We start from the raw sequence: 13,116 nt of genomic DNA on the forward strand, positions 1-13,116 counted from the left end.
TACGCCTCCCCGGGGCCGAAACGCTCCATCAGCTCAAACCGACGGCGACGGGACCGGACCGGCGGGTGGCTGCGGCGCGGGGCGGCGTACCGGATCGGGGGTGAGCATGACGACCGCGACCAGCGCGACCGCCACTGTCGCCAGGACCACCGCGAGGATCGCGGGCCGGCGCGAGCGCACCGGGGCCTGCGCGGTCGGGGGCACCGCCGGGCTCAGCCGCTCGGCGGTGACCAGCTCGGCGCGCGCGGTCAGCGTGGACCGCAGCCTGTCCTCCAGGGTGCTCATCGGTCGCCTCCCAGCAGCCCGCGCAGGATGGTCAGCGCCCGGCTGGCGGTCGACTTCACCGTGCCGGGCGAGATGTGCAGGGCCTCGGCGATCTCCCGTTCCGACAGCTCGGACCAGTACCGCAGCACCACCACCTGGCGCTGCCGCACGGTCAGCGCACGCAGCGCGACCAGCACCTCGCGGTCCTGCTCGCCCAGCAGCGCCTCGTCCTCGGCGGCGGGCGCGGTGCCGGCGGGCGGGGGCACATAGGCCCGGGCCGTCCGCCGGCGGCGCAGCGCCGACCGGGCCGCGTTGAGCACCCCGGTGGTGAGGTACGCGTCCGGGTCGGCGAGGTCACGCAGCTCCGGCCCGTGCCGCCGGTGCAGCGCCGCGAACACGTCCTGGACGATGTCCTCGGCCGTGCCCAGGTCGTCCACCATGAGGACCGCCAGCCGCACCAGCCGCAGCCGCCGCGCGTGATAGAGCTGGTTGATCGCGGGCACCCCGCCGGGGCTGCCCGCGCCGCGGGGCTGGGTGGCACCGGGCAGGATCGAACGCAGCCAGCGCAGCAGCGGCGGCAGGGCGGCGGCGGCCTGCATCAGCGGCCCGCGGCGGCGGTCGGCTTGTAACCGGTGCCCGGCACCGGCGAGACAGCAGGCGACTTCGGCACCGGCGAGGCGGCGGGCGACTTCGGCACCGGCGACGCCCCGGGCTTGTTCGGCACGGGGGACGCCCCGGGCTTGTTCGGCACCGGCGACGCGGCGGGCGACTTCGGCACCGGCGACGCCCCGGGCTTGTCCGGCACCGGCGACGCGGCGGGCGACTTCGGCACCGGGGAGGCGGCGGGCGACTTCGGCACCGGGGAGGCGGCCGGCGAGTCCGGGATGGGCGACACCGTGGCGACCGGGGACGGCACCGGCTTCGGCGCGGACTCGTCGGCGAACGCGGCGGCGGCGAAGGCCACACCACCCACGGCGACGGCGGCGCACAGTCCGAGGCGTACGGGCATCTTCATCGGGTCGATCTCCTCACGATCACGGAAGCTTTCGCAAGGAGGGACGCGCGGCCCCCCGATCGGTTGGCCGCCCGAAAGTGACACCCGTCACACCGTGCGGCGGGCCCGATCGTCGGCGATGGTGGAGGGGTGCAGCGCTCGGTGTTCCGCCGGACCGCCTGGCTCGCGGCCGCGACAGTCGCCGCAGCCAGCGCGCTGGGCCTGTCCGCGACGACGGTGACGTCCGGGGCCGTGGCCGCCGGGGGCGCGCTCGCACTGTGGCTGCTCGCCGCCGCGACCGCCACCCCGGTCCTCGACCGCCGGCCACGGCTGCGGCCGCGCTACTACGCCGGCCTGCTCGCGCTGGCCGCCACGGCGCTGGTCGCCGACCCGTGGGCCGGCTTCGGGATCTGGGTCGTCGCGGTCCACGCGTTCCTGCTCTTCCCGGCGCGGCGGGCCTTCGGCTGGTCCGTCGGGGGCGCTGTCCTGCTCACCGTCGCCCAGACCGGGCTCTCCGGTGCGGCCACCCTCGTCCTGCTGAGCCTGCTTCCCCCGCTCCTGGTGGCCGGCGTGGTGCTCGCCCGCGCCCACCGGCAGCTCGAGGCGGCGCTCGCCACCAACGCGGCGCTGCAGCGGCAGCTGGTCGAGCAGGCCGAGGCGGCGGGCCGCCAGGACGAGCGCGGGCGCGTCGCGCGGGACATCCACGACACCCTCGCCCAGGACCTGAGCGCGGCGGCCGTGCTCCTGGAGGGCGTCGAGGACTCCGACGAGCGGGTGGCCCGGGCGCGCGAGCTGGTGCGCGGCGGGCTCGGCGAGGCCCGCCGCACGGTACGCGCCCTCACCCCCGCCGCCCTCGACGGCGTCCCGCTGCCCGTGGCCCTGGACCGCCTCGCCAGGGACTGGGCCGGGCGCACCGGCATCGCCGCGTCGTTCACGGGTGACCCGGCGCCGCTGGTGACCCCGGACGTCGCCGCGGCGGTGTACCGGGTCGCCCAGTCGGCACTGGCCAACGTGGCGGAACACGCCGGCGCCGGACGCGTGCAGCTGACCCTGTCCCGCCGCACGGGCTGCGTGGTGCTCGACGTCCGCGACGACGGCGCCGGTTTCCGGGCGCCCCGGGAGCCGGTCCGGGGCCGCGGCTTCGGGCTGACCGGCATGCGCGACCGGGTCACCGCGCTCGGCGGCACCCTGGAGGTGGAGTCGGCGCCCGGCGCGGGCACCGCCGTCCGGGTCGAGCTACCCGCGCGATCAGGAGGGGCGGGACCATGACCGGCGAGCTGCACGTGCTCGTGGTCGACGACCACCCGGTCTACCGCGACGGGCTCCGCCGGCTGTTCGGCGACTTCGCGGTGGTCGGGGAGGCGGGCGACGGCGAGGAGGCGCTCGCCTACGTCGCCGCGCACCCGGTCGACGTCGTGCTGATGGACCTGCGCATGCCGCGTCTCGACGGCGTGGGCGCGATCCGCCGGCTCCGCGAGGTGGCGCCGGCCGTGCGGGTGGTGGTGCTGAGCACGTACGGCGAGGAGGACGACGTGGTGGCCGCCGTCGCGAGCGGCGCGGCCGGCTACCTGCTCAAGGATGCTGCACGGACCGAGCTGATCGAGGGCGTACGGGCGGCGGCGCGCGGCGAGCGCGTCCTGTCCCCGCCCGTCGCCGACCGGCTGATGCGCCACCTGAGCGACCCGCCGGAGCACCCGTTGACGGACCGGGAGCGGGAGTTGTTACGCCTGGTCGCGGGCGGGGCGACGAACCACGAGGCCGCGTCGGCCCTGTTCGTGAGCGTGGCGACGGTGAAGGCGTCGCTGGCGGGCATCTACGAGCGGCTGGGCGCCCGGGACCGCGCCTCGGCGGTCGCGCAGGGGTATCGGCGGGGACTGCTGCCATAGCCGATCGGCTACTGGGCGCAGCCGATGGACGGCCGCGGGCGGGGTGCGTACGGGTGACGGTGAAGTCATGAGACGCATGACACTGCCGCTGATCGCTCTGCTCCTGACCGCCGGCACCGCCTGCACCGCGGAAGCGGAGGCGCCGCCGCCGAGGGACCCGCTGACCGTCGAGACGACGGCCGGGACCGTCCGCGGCGTGCACAGCGGCGCCGTGGACCGCTACCTGGGCATCCCGTACGCCGCGCCGCCCACCGGGGACCGCCGCTGGACGCCCCCGCAACCGCCCGGGCGCTGGTCCGGCGTGCGACCGGCGGACCGGCACCAGAAGGCCTGCGCTCAGGGCGCCACCCGGCCGGCGACCTCCGAGGACTGCTTGTACGTCGATGTCACCGCCCCGGCCGGCCGGCGCGGCAGGCCCAAGCCGGTCCTGGTGTGGCTGCACGGCGGCGGGTTCAGCGAGGGCGCCGGGGTGGACTACGACCCGTCCCGGCTCGCCGCCCAGGGTGATCTCGTGGTGGTGACAGTGGACTTCCGGCTGGGGGTCTTCGGGTTCTTCGCGCCGCGTGGCGTGGCCGGGTCGGGCACGTACGGGCTGCTCGACCAGCAGGCGGCGCTGCGCTGGGTGCGGGACGAGATCGCCGGGTTCGGCGGCGACCCGGGCCGCGTGACGCTCGCCGGGCAGTCGGGCGGCGCCATCGGGGCGTGCGCCCAGCTGACCGCGCCGTCGTCGGCCGGGCTGTTCCACCGGGTGATCCTGCAGAGCGCGTCCTGCGACACCGAGATCGCCCGGGACTCGTCGCCGACCGGGAATCCGCGCTTCCGCTTCTGGCGCCCGCTGGCCGACGTCGAGCGGACGAGCGAGGACGCCGCGGCCGCGCTGGGCTGCCGTGGTGACGACTCACTCGCGTGTCTGCGCGCGCTGCCGGACCGGGCGTTCGACAAGCAGTATCCGTTGTTCGGGTCGGCCGCCTTCGGGACGCCGCTGCTGCCCCGGGATCCGCGGGAGGCGTTGCACGCGGGCGCGGCGGCGCGCGTACCGGTGCTGGCCGGGGTGACCCGCGACGAGCACCGCCTGACCGCGGGCCTCTTCGCCCTGGCCGGGTGGCAGTGGACCGCGGCCGGCCACACCGACCTCATGACCCGGGCCTTCGGCGACCGCGCGGGCGAGGTGCTGGGGCGCTATCCGGCCACCGGGGACGGCGCCCTGGCCTGGGCGGCGGTCTTCACCGACCGGATGTGGGTGTGCCCGCAGGTCGCGGCGGCCACCGCGCTCGCCGGGACGATGCCCGTCTACACGTACGAGTTCGCCGACCCGCGGGCGCAGCCCGTCACCGACCTGCCCGCCGGATTCCCCGCCGGGGCATCGCACGGGTCGGAGCTGCCGATGCTCTTCGAGGTGGCCGGGCGGCAGCCGCTCGCCGGGGCGCGCTACGACGACGCGCAACGCCGGCTCGCGGGCAGCATGGTCGAGCGGTGGGCGGCCTTCGCGCGTACCGGAAGGCCTGCCGAGGAGGCAGCGTGGCCGCGCCTGACCGCCGGAGCGACCACCCTGCGGCTGGCTCCGGACGGTCCGGCGCTGATCGACCTCGCCGCGGCCCACCAGTGTGCTTTCTGGCGGACCGTCCCGGCCTGAGACCTATTCGCCGCGGCGGCGGCGGACCTTTGCGAGGGCCTCGGCGAGGATGGCCTCGCCGTCGGCGTCGGAGCGGCGCTCCTTCACGTACGCGAGGTGCGACTTGTACGGCTCGGTGCGCGACTTGCCGGGCGGGTTGGCCCGGTCGAGGCCCGCGGGCTGGCCGCAGCGGGTGCAGTCCCAGGTGTCGGGCGGCTCCACGTCGGCGGCGAAGCGCACCACCAGCTCGTGGTCCGCGGCGCAGAAGTATGTCACCTCCCGCCGGGGTGCGGGCTCACTACGCTCGTCGGGGCGCATCGGGCTGGACCCGATGCGGCTGCCGCGAATCGCACTGCCACTGGACACGGAGTGACTCCTGCCTGTCGAGGGGCGTCATCGCCGGAGGGACGGCGGCGGGAATGGCGGTGACAAAACAACCGCGCGGCCCGGAAGGACCGGACCGCGCGGGAAGTCTACGACTCGCGCAGCGCCTCAGGAAGAGGGAGCGACGAACAGTGCGGAACGGGACGTAAACTCTGCGTTTCGTTTCTTACGACGCCTGCGCCAGCTTGAGCCAGAGGCCGAGGCCGACGATGCAGGCGAACCAGACGATGCCCACCAGCACGGTGTAGCGGTCGAGGTTCTTCTCCGCGACCGACGAGCCGGCCAGGCTGGAGGTGACGCCGCCGCCGAACATGCTGGACATGCCGCCGCCCTTGCCGCGGTGCAGCAGGATCAGCAGCGTCAGCAGGATGCTGGTGATGAAGAGCAACACGATCAACGTGTACGCGAACCAGGTGGGCATGGTCGGACAGTCCTCCTCGAGGGCACAGCAAGCACCCCACAATAGCGGTCCAGCAAAGAACCGGCCGCCCCAGGGGGCGACCGGTTCGTCACGATGGTGCTAACGCTTGACGTGCTCGCGGAACCGGACGATCGAGGCGAACTCGTCGGCGACCAGGCTGGCACCGCCGACCAGGGCGCCGTCCACGTCGGGCTGCGCCATGAGGGCGGCGATGTTGCCCGCCTTCACGGACCCGCCGTAGAGGATGCGGACCACGGCCGCGGTCTCCGCGTCGTACTTGGTGGCGATGGCGGCCCGCAGCTCGCCGCACACCTCCTGCGCGTCCTCGGGCGTGGCGGTCTTGCCCGTCCCGATGGCCCACACCGGCTCGTAGGCCACGACGACCTTCTTGACCTGGTCGGCCTTGAGCCCGGCGAGACCGGCGATCAGCTGGCCCGTGCCGTGCTCCACGTGACCGCCGGCCTCGCGCACCTCCAGCCCCTCGCCCACGCACAGGATCGGCGTGAGGTCGTTGGCCAGCGCGGCCTTCGCCTTGGCGTTGACCAGGGCGTCGTCCTCGTGGTGGTACTGCCGGCGCTCGCTGTGCCCGACGGTGACGTACGTGCAGCCGAGCTTGGCGAGCATGGCGCCGGAGATCTCACCGGTGTACGCGCCGCCCTTGTGCGGGGACACGTCCTGGGCGCCGTACTTGATCAGCAGCTTGTCGCCGTCGATTGCCGTCTGCACGCTGCGCAGGTCGGTGAAGGGCGGCAGCACGACGGTCTCGACCGACGTGAGCTGCTCCTCGGTGAGGCTCGCGGCGAGCTTCTGCACCAGGAGGATGGCCTCGAAGTGGTTGAGGTTCATCTTCCAGTTGCCGGCCATGAGCGGCGTGCGGGGCTCCGGCCCGGTCACGGTCAGCTCTCCAGCGCGGCCAGACCCGGCAGGGTCTTGCCCTCGAGGTATTCGAGCGACGCGCCGCCGCCGGTGGAGATGTGCCCGAAGCCGGACTCGTCGATACCCAGCGTGCGCACGGCAGCCGCCGAGTCACCGCCGCCGACCACCGAGAAGCCGTCGATCTTCGTGATCGCCTCGGCCACGCCCCGGGTGCCCGCGGCGAAGGGTGCCAGCTCGAACACGCCTATCGGCCCGTTCCAGAAGACCGTCCTCGCCGCCGCGATCGACTCGCTGAAGAGCACGACCGACTCGGGGCCGATGTCGAGCCCGAGCCGGTCGGCCGGGATCTCGCCGGCCTGCACGACCTCGTGCTCGGCGTCCTTGTCGAACGCGGTCGCGGCCACGACGTCGGTCGGGAGCACGATCCGGCCCTGCGCCTCGGCGAGCAACGCCTTGCAGGTGTCGACCATCTCCTCCTCGAGCAGCGACTTCCCGACCTCGTGGCCCTGGGCCCTGAGGAACGTGAAGCACATGCCGCCGCCCACGAGCAGCTTGTCGACCTTCGGCAGCAGCGCCTTGATGACGGCGAGCTTGTCGGAGACCTTGGAACCGCCGAGCACGACGACGTACGGCTGCTCGGGGCTCTCGGTGACCTTGCGGAGCACCTCGACCTCGCGCACCACGAGCCCGCCCGCGAAGTGCGGCAGGCGCGCCGGGACGTCGTACACGGAGGCGTGCTTGCGGTGCACCGCGCCGAACGCGTCGTCGACGTAGTACTCCGCGAGGGCCGCCAGCTGGTCGGCGAAGGCGCCGCGCTCGGCGTCGTCCTTCGAGGTCTCCCCCGCGTTGAAGCGCAGGTTCTCCAGGAGGGCGACGTGCCCGTCGGCCAGCGCGTCCACGGTGGAGGAGGCCGACTCGCCGACGGTGTCGGAGGCGAAGACGACCGCGGAGCCGAGCAGCTCCTGCAGCCGGGTCGCGACCGGCGCGAGGGTGTACTTCGGGTCCGGCGCGCCCTTGGGACGGCCGAGGTGGGAGACGACGATGACCTTGGCACCGGCGTCCCGGAGGGCGACGAGGGTCGGCAGCACCGCCCGGATGCGGCCGTCGTCGCTGATGACAGTGGGGTCGCTCTTGTCGAAGGGCACGTTCAGGTCGGCGCGCACGAGCACGCGCCGACCCGAGACACCCTCGCCGAGCAGCTCGTCGAGAGTCCGCACGAGGCTCAGCCGACCAGCTTGACCAGGTCGACGAGGCGGTTCGAGTAGCCCCACTCGTTGTCGTACCAGCCGACGACCTTCACCTGGTTGCCGATGACCTTGGTCAGGCCGGCGTCGAAGATGCAGGAGGCCGGGTCGGTGACGATGTCGGCCGAGACGATCTGGTCCTCGGTGTAGGTGAGGATGCCCTTGAGGGCGCCGTCCGCGGCGGCCTTGATCGCGGCGTTGACCTCGTCGACCGAGGTCTCCTTGGCGGCCTGGAAGGTCAGGTCGGTGGCCGAGCCGGTGGGGATCGGCACGCGCATCGCGAAGCCGTCGAGCTTGCCCTTGAGCTCCGGCAGCACCAGGCTCACGGCCTTGGCGGCGCCGGTCGAGGTCGGGACCACGTTGAGGGCGGCGGCGCGGGCGCGGCGCAGGTCCTTGTGCGGGCCGTCCTGCAGGTTCTGGTCCTGCGTGTACGCGTGGATCGTGGTCATGAGGCCACGCTCGATGCCGATCGTGTCGTTGAGCACCTTGGCCATCGGCGCGAGGCAGTTCGTGGTGCAGGACGCGTTCGAGATGATCGTGTGCTGGGCGGCGTCGTACTTGTCGTCGTTGACGCCCATCACGATCGTGATGTCCTCGTTCTTGGCCGGCGCCGAGATGATGACCTTCTTCGCGCCGTTGTCCACGTGGGCCTTGGCCTTGGTGGCGTCGGTGAAGAAGCCGGTCGACTCGATGACGACGTCGGCGCCCAGGTCGCCCCAGTGCAGGTTCGCGGGGTCGCGCTCGGCGAACGCCTTGAAGGTCTTGCCCGCGACGGTGATCTCGTCGGAGGTCGCCTTCACCTCGTGCGGCAGGCGGCCCAGGATGCTGTCGTACTTCAGCAGGTGGGCCAGCGTCGCGTTGTCGGTGAGATCGTTCACGCCGACGATCTCGACGTCGGCGCCGGAGGCGAGCGCCGCGCGGAAGAAGTTGCGGCCGATGCGGCCGAAGCCGTTGATGCCAACCCGGATGGTCACAGGTCGTTCCCCTCAATTCGGTCCGCCGGAGGAACGCCGGCGGAGGTCTTCGTGCCGACCTCGTTTGTCCCGCGTCGGCCGTGGTACCCGGCAGCGTCGCCGTCACGGAAGACCCTAGCCGAGGGCCGTCACGAAGATGTTCTCGGGGGATACCCGATCGTTACATTCTTACGGTACGGACGTACTGGTAGACAGCAGGGTTTCCAGCAGCGTGAGCGACTCCTCGATGTCCACGCCGGGATCGAGCAGCCACTGGGTCTGCAGGCCGTCGGAGGCCGCGATGATGAGCGCCGCGGCGGCCTGCGGGGCGATGTCGGGGCGGATCCGGCCCGCCTCCTGCTCCGCCGCAACCCGGTGGGCCAGGAAGTCCCGCAAGTGGCTGAAGCGCGCGGAGAAGAACGCGCGCGCCGGCTCGTGGCCGTCCTCCAGCGCGCTCGCGACCAGCGTCGAGTAGAGCTGCACGAGCCCGGGGACCCCGTGATTGCGCCGGGCGGCCTGGGTCATGATGCCGACCACCGTCGTCTCCCCCGGCTCCTGACCGGCGGTGAGCCGCTCCTCGGCCGCGCGGTAGACCTCGATGAGCAGCTCCTCGCGCGAGTCGAAGTAGTGCTTGAGCGCGGCGTGGGACACCCCGATCGCCTCGCCGATGGCGCGCAGGGAGGTGCCCTCGGCGCCGCGCTCGGCGAAGACCTCGATAGCGCGATCCAGGATCTCCTGCCGGCGGCGCAGACCCTTCTCGTACGCCCCGCGGCGCTGCTGCACAGTCACCGCGCCATCGTAAAGTCACGAAAACTTCCGCGCGGAGGTTTTCGGCGTTACAGTTCGGTAATGACCCGGTCACTGGACATCCCCGCCCTCCTCGCCGCGCTCACGCTCGAGGAGAAGGCCGCCCTGCTCGACGGCTCCGACTTCTGGCACACCCAGGGCGTCGAACGCCTGGGCATCCCGCCCGTCATGGTCACCGACGGCCCGCACGGCCTGCGCAAACAAGCCGGCGCCGCGGACCACGTCGGCCTCAACGACAGCGTCCCGGCCACCTGCTTCCCGCCCGCCGCGGGCCTCGCCTCGACCTGGGACCCGGCGCTGCTGGAGCGGATCGGCGAGGCGCTGGGCCGCGAGTGCCGCGCCGAGGAGGTCGCCGTCCTGCTCGGCCCCGGCATCAACATGAAGCGCTCGCCGCTGTGCGGCCGCAACTTCGAGTACTTCTCCGAGGACCCGAAGCTCGCCGGCGAGCTGGGCGCCGCCCTGGTCACCGGCGTGCAGAGCCAGGGCGTGGGCACGTCGCTCAAGCACTTCGCGGCGAACAACCAGGAGACCGACCGCATGACGGTCTCCGCCGATGTCGACGAGCGGACGCTGCGCGAGATCTACCTGCCGGCGTTCGAGCGGGTCGTGACGGGCGCGCAGCCGTGGACGGTCATGTGCTCCTACAACCGGATCAACGGCACGTACGCGAGCGAGGACCGCTGGCTGCTCACCGACGTCCTGCGCGACGAGTGGGGCTACGAGGGCCTGGTCGTCTCCGACTGGGGCGCGGTCAACCGCCGCGACGCCGCCGTGCACGCCGGCCTCGACCTGGAGATGCCCTCCTCGGGCGGCGGGGGCACGCGCGTGATCCTCGACGCGGTCGCCGCGGGCACGCTCGCCGAGAAGGACGTCGACCTCGCGGTCACCCGGGTCCTGGAGCTGCTCGACCGGGCGCTGCCCGCGCTCGGCCCCGGCCAGACCTTCGACGCCGACGCGCACCACGCCCTCGCCCGGGAGGCGGCCGCCGCCAGCGCGGTGCTGCTGAAGAACGACGACGCCATCCTGCCGCTCGCCACCACCGGCGGCCCGGTCGCGGTCATCGGCGAGTTCGCGCGTACGCCCCGCTACCAGGGCGCCGGCTCGTCCCAGGTCAACCCGACGCGGGTCGACGACGCGCTCTCCTTCCTGACGGCGGCCCTCAGCGACCGGAAGGTCGTCTTCGACCCGGGTTCCTCCGTCCCCTCCGCCGTCGACGCCGCCCGCGCCGCCGCCGTGGTGGTGCTCTTCCTGGGCCTGCCGCCCTCCTACGAGTCCGAGGGTTACGACCGCGACCACATGGACCTGCCCGCCGACCAGATCGAGCTGCTGGAGGCCGTCGCGGAGGTCAACCCGAACGTGGTCGTCGTGCTCTCCAACGGCTCGGCGGTCACCGTCTCCGGCTGGGAGCACCGGGCCAAGGCCGTGCTCGAGGGCTGGCTGCTCGGCCAGGCCGGCGGCTCGGCGACCGCGGACCTGCTCACCGGCGCGGCGAACCCGGCCGGCAAGCTCGCCGAGACGATCCCCGTGCGCTACGAGGACAACCCGGCGATCGGCAACTTCCCGGGCGAGTCCGGCCACGTCCGGTACGGCGAGGGGCTGCTCATCGGCTACCGCTGGTACGACGCGCACCGGCTGCCCGTGTCGTACCCGTTCGGGCACGGGCTGTCGTACACGACGTTCGCGTACAGCGATCTGTCCGCCTCTTCCTCCGGAGTTACCGTGACGGTGACCAACACCGGGCCGGTCACGGGGGCCGAGATCGTCCAGGTGTACGTGACCGACCCCGTCGCCTCGGTCTACCGCCCCGAGCAGGAGCTGCGCGGCTTCGCCCGGGTGGTCCTCGCGCCCGGCGAGTCCGCGACCGTCACCATCGCCCTCGACCGGCGGGCGTTCGCCTACTGGCACCCGGCGCTGCGCCGCTGGACCGTCGAGGGCGGCGAGTTCGGCATCCGCGTCGGCGCGTCCTCCCGCGACATCCGCCTGACCGCCACGATCACCCTCGAGGGTGACGACGTGACCGAGCCGCTGTCGGCCGAGTCCACCGCCCAGGCGTTCCTCGACCACCCGCGCGCCGGGGCATGGCTCAAGGAGCAGCTCGGGGCGGCCGGCTTCGGCGCGATGCTCTTCGACCCGCAACACGGACAGATGATGCGGGCGATCCCGATGGTGCGACTGTCGCGCTTCCCCGGTTTCCCGATCAGCTCCGCCGAGGTTGACGAAGCCGTGGCCCGCTTCAACTGACCGCTCCGCCGCGCCGCGTGGCTCCGCACCCCGCCACGCGGTGCGGGGCCGTGCGGGCTGTTCCGCCGTGTCCTGTCGGCCCCCTCCTTCCCTGGGGTTTCCTTGTCCGCTGTGTCCGCCGCCCCCGACCGCCGGCTCCGGCACGCCCGTGCCGCCGTCGCCGCCGTCTTCCTCACCAACGGCGCGCTCTTCGCCAACGTCGTCCCGCGCTATCCGGAGGTACGCGACGGCCTCGACATCAGCAACGCCCTCCTCGGTACGGCCCTCGCGGCCGGCCCGCTCGGCGCGCTCACCGGCGGGCTGTTCGCGCCCGCGGTGATCCGGCTGCTGCGCTCGTCGGGCACCGCCTCGTTCGGCATCCCGTTCATCGCGGCCGGCTTCCTGCTCGTCGCCGTGGTCCCCCACTGGTGGCTGCTCGCCGCGGTCCTCTTCGTCGCCGGCGCCGGCGACGCGATCGTCGACGTGGCCCAGAACGCCCACGGCCTGCGGGTGCAGCGCCTGTACGGCCGGTCGATCGTCAACTCGTTCCACGGCGTGTGGAGCATCGGCGCCGTCCTCGGCGGGCTCATGGGATCGGCGGCCGCCGGTCTCCACGTGCCGCTGCTCGGGCACCTCGCGTTCTCGGGCGTGCTGTTCTCGGTGATCGCGCTGGTCGCGTACCGGTTCCTGCTGCCCGGCGCCGACTCCGCCGATCCCGTGGACGCCCCGGCCGCCACGCCCCGCCGCTCGTGGCGGCCCGCGGCCGGGATGCTCGCCGCGCTGGGCGGGCTGGCGCTCTTCGGGGCGCTCGTCGAGGACGCGGGCGCCTCGTGGGGCGCCCTCTTCATGACGGACGTGGTGCACTCCCCGGCCGCCGCCGCGGGCCTCGCCTTCGTCGCCCTGCAGGTGGCCATGACCGCCGGCCGCCTCCTGGGCGACCGGGTGGTGGACCGCTTCGGTCAGCGCACGGTCACCCGCGTCGGCGGCACGATCGCGGCGCTGGGCATGGGGGTCGCGCTGCTGGTGCCCTCGGTGTGGACGGCGCTGCTCGGCTTCGCGCTGGCCGGGCTGGGCACGGCGACGCTCGTCCCGGCCGCGATGCACACCGCCGACGAGCTGCCCGGGCTGCCGCCGGGTCTGGGACTCACGGTCGTCAGCTGGGTGCTGCGGATCGGCTTTCTCGTCTCACCGCCCGTGGTCGGCCTGGTCGCCGACCACACCAGCCTGCGCGCCGGTCTCCTCAGCGTCGTGATCGCCGGCGTGGGCACGCTGCTGCTGGGCCGGGTGCTGCTCAACCGGCCCGCGCACCACGCCTGATCAGCAGGCCATCATCTCGGGGGTGACCGCGGCCTCGGTGTCAGGGATGCCGAGGTCGCGGGCGCGCTTGTCGGCCAGGGCGAGCAGGCGGCGGATGCGGCCGGCGATCGCGTCCTTGGTCAGCGGCGGGTCGGCGAG

14 protein-coding genes and 1 pseudogene are annotated in these 13,116 nt (G+C 73.5%); 5 read left to right on the plus strand and 10 right to left on the minus strand.

What is annotated here, in order from left to right:
* Positions 1-33: 33 nt before the first annotated feature.
* The 3 genes from RBH18_RS39630 to RBH18_RS39640 are packed head-to-tail and all read right to left on the minus strand — an operon-like array spanning position 34 to position 1,279.
* Positions 34-285 (minus strand): hypothetical protein, encoded by a 252-nt coding sequence (locus tag RBH18_RS39630; protein WP_306215661.1) that lies wholly within the window; start codon positions 283-285, stop codon positions 34-36.
* Complete coding sequence (locus tag RBH18_RS39635; protein ID WP_306215662.1) at positions 282-863, minus strand: RNA polymerase sigma factor; 582 nt, start codon at positions 861-863, stop codon at positions 282-284. The genes RBH18_RS39630 and RBH18_RS39635 overlap by 4 nt, the downstream gene beginning before the upstream one ends.
* Positions 863-1,279 carry a hypothetical protein gene (locus RBH18_RS39640; protein ID WP_306215663.1) on the minus strand — a complete coding sequence of 139 codons (417 nt, stop codon included), beginning with the start codon at positions 1,277-1,279 and terminating at the stop codon, positions 863-865. The genes RBH18_RS39635 and RBH18_RS39640 overlap by 1 nt, the downstream gene beginning before the upstream one ends.
* 129 nt (positions 1,280-1,408) lie before the next feature.
* Here RBH18_RS39640 and RBH18_RS39645 point away from each other — a divergent pair, with 129 nt between their 5' ends.
* The 3 genes from RBH18_RS39645 (at position 1,409) to RBH18_RS39655 (ending at position 4,777) form a co-directional block, all read left to right on the plus strand.
* Positions 1,409-2,527, plus strand: coding sequence for a sensor histidine kinase (locus RBH18_RS39645; protein ID WP_306215664.1), 1,119 nt, complete (start codon positions 1,409-1,411; stop codon positions 2,525-2,527).
* On the plus strand, positions 2,524-3,144 hold the full coding sequence (locus RBH18_RS39650; protein WP_306215665.1) for a response regulator transcription factor: 621 nt from the start codon (positions 2,524-2,526) through the stop codon (positions 3,142-3,144). The genes RBH18_RS39645 and RBH18_RS39650 overlap by 4 nt, the downstream gene beginning before the upstream one ends.
* A 67-nt stretch (positions 3,145-3,211) precedes the next feature.
* A complete protein-coding gene (locus RBH18_RS39655; RefSeq protein WP_306215666.1) occupies positions 3,212-4,777 on the plus strand; it encodes a carboxylesterase/lipase family protein in 1,566 nt (521 codons plus the stop codon).
* 3 nt (positions 4,778-4,780) lie between these two features.
* On the opposite strand, the gene RBH18_RS39660 is transcribed toward RBH18_RS39655, so the two are convergent.
* The 6 genes from RBH18_RS39660 to RBH18_RS39685 all read right to left on the minus strand — a co-directional run bounded on the left by RBH18_RS39660 (position 4,781) and on the right by RBH18_RS39685 (position 9,423).
* On the minus strand, positions 4,781-5,122 hold the full coding sequence (locus tag RBH18_RS39660) for an RNA polymerase-binding protein RbpA (RefSeq protein ID WP_305786441.1): 342 nt from the start codon (positions 5,120-5,122) through the stop codon (positions 4,781-4,783).
* Between the two features lie 184 nt (positions 5,123-5,306).
* Positions 5,307-5,561: a preprotein translocase subunit SecG gene (secG, locus tag RBH18_RS39665; protein WP_306215667.1), complete on the minus strand. Its 255-nt coding sequence runs from the start codon at positions 5,559-5,561 to the stop codon at positions 5,307-5,309.
* 99 nt (positions 5,562-5,660) lie between these two features.
* A complete protein-coding gene (tpiA, locus tag RBH18_RS39670; protein ID WP_306215673.1) occupies positions 5,661-6,425 on the minus strand; it encodes a triose-phosphate isomerase in 765 nt (254 codons plus the stop codon).
* 32 nt (positions 6,426-6,457) lie between these two features.
* On the minus strand, positions 6,458-7,654 hold the full coding sequence (locus RBH18_RS39675) for a phosphoglycerate kinase (RefSeq protein ID WP_306215668.1): 1,197 nt from the start codon (positions 7,652-7,654) through the stop codon (positions 6,458-6,460).
* Between the two features lie 5 nt (positions 7,655-7,659).
* A complete protein-coding gene (gene gap, locus RBH18_RS39680; RefSeq protein WP_306215669.1) occupies positions 7,660-8,655 on the minus strand; it encodes a type I glyceraldehyde-3-phosphate dehydrogenase in 996 nt (331 codons plus the stop codon).
* A gap of 168 nt (positions 8,656-8,823) precedes the next feature.
* Positions 8,824-9,423, minus strand: a complete 600-nt coding sequence (locus tag RBH18_RS39685; RefSeq protein WP_306215670.1) for a TetR/AcrR family transcriptional regulator — start codon at positions 9,421-9,423, stop codon at positions 8,824-8,826.
* A gap of 60 nt (positions 9,424-9,483) precedes the next feature.
* Here RBH18_RS39685 and RBH18_RS39690 point away from each other — a divergent pair, with 60 nt between their 5' ends.
* Positions 9,484-11,682 carry a beta-glucosidase family protein gene (locus tag RBH18_RS39690; protein ID WP_306215671.1) on the plus strand — a complete coding sequence of 733 codons (2,199 nt, stop codon included), beginning with the start codon at positions 9,484-9,486 and terminating at the stop codon, positions 11,680-11,682.
* A 111-nt stretch (positions 11,683-11,793) separates the two neighbouring features.
* Positions 11,794-12,978, plus strand: a complete 1,185-nt coding sequence (locus tag RBH18_RS39695; RefSeq protein WP_306215672.1) for an MFS transporter — start codon at positions 11,794-11,796, stop codon at positions 12,976-12,978.
* Here RBH18_RS39695 and RBH18_RS39700 read toward each other — a convergent pair.
* A pseudogene (locus RBH18_RS39700) lies at positions 12,979-13,116 on the minus strand (DNA-binding protein WhiA); the annotation flags it as partial.

The sequence above is a fragment of the Actinoplanes oryzae genome (genome assembly GCF_030757795.1).
Taxonomy (GTDB): Bacteria; Actinomycetota; Actinomycetes; order Mycobacteriales; family Micromonosporaceae; genus Actinoplanes.

Bases quoted from the DNA above. Each gene is read 5' to 3' on its own strand.
- RBH18_RS39630 (WP_306215661.1), bottom strand. From the start codon at position 285: ATGAGCACCCTGGAGGACAGGCTGCGGTCCACGCTGACCGCGCGCGCC.
- RBH18_RS39635 (WP_306215662.1), bottom strand. From the start codon at position 863: ATGCAGGCCGCCGCCGCCCTGCCGCCGCTGCTGCGCTGGCTGCGTTCG.
- RBH18_RS39640 (WP_306215663.1), bottom strand. From the start codon at position 1,279: ATGAAGATGCCCGTACGCCTCGGACTGTGCGCCGCCGTCGCCGTGGGT.
- RBH18_RS39650 (WP_306215665.1), top strand. From the start codon at position 2,524: ATGACCGGCGAGCTGCACGTGCTCGTGGTCGACGACCACCCGGTCTAC.
- RBH18_RS39655 (WP_306215666.1), top strand. From the start codon at position 3,212: ATGAGACGCATGACACTGCCGCTGATCGCTCTGCTCCTGACCGCCGGC.
- secG (WP_306215667.1), bottom strand. From the start codon at position 5,561: ATGCCCACCTGGTTCGCGTACACGTTGATCGTGTTGCTCTTCATCACC.
- tpiA (WP_306215673.1), bottom strand. From the start codon at position 6,425: ATGGCCGGCAACTGGAAGATGAACCTCAACCACTTCGAGGCCATCCTC.
- RBH18_RS39690 (WP_306215671.1), top strand. From the start codon at position 9,484: ATGACCCGGTCACTGGACATCCCCGCCCTCCTCGCCGCGCTCACGCTC.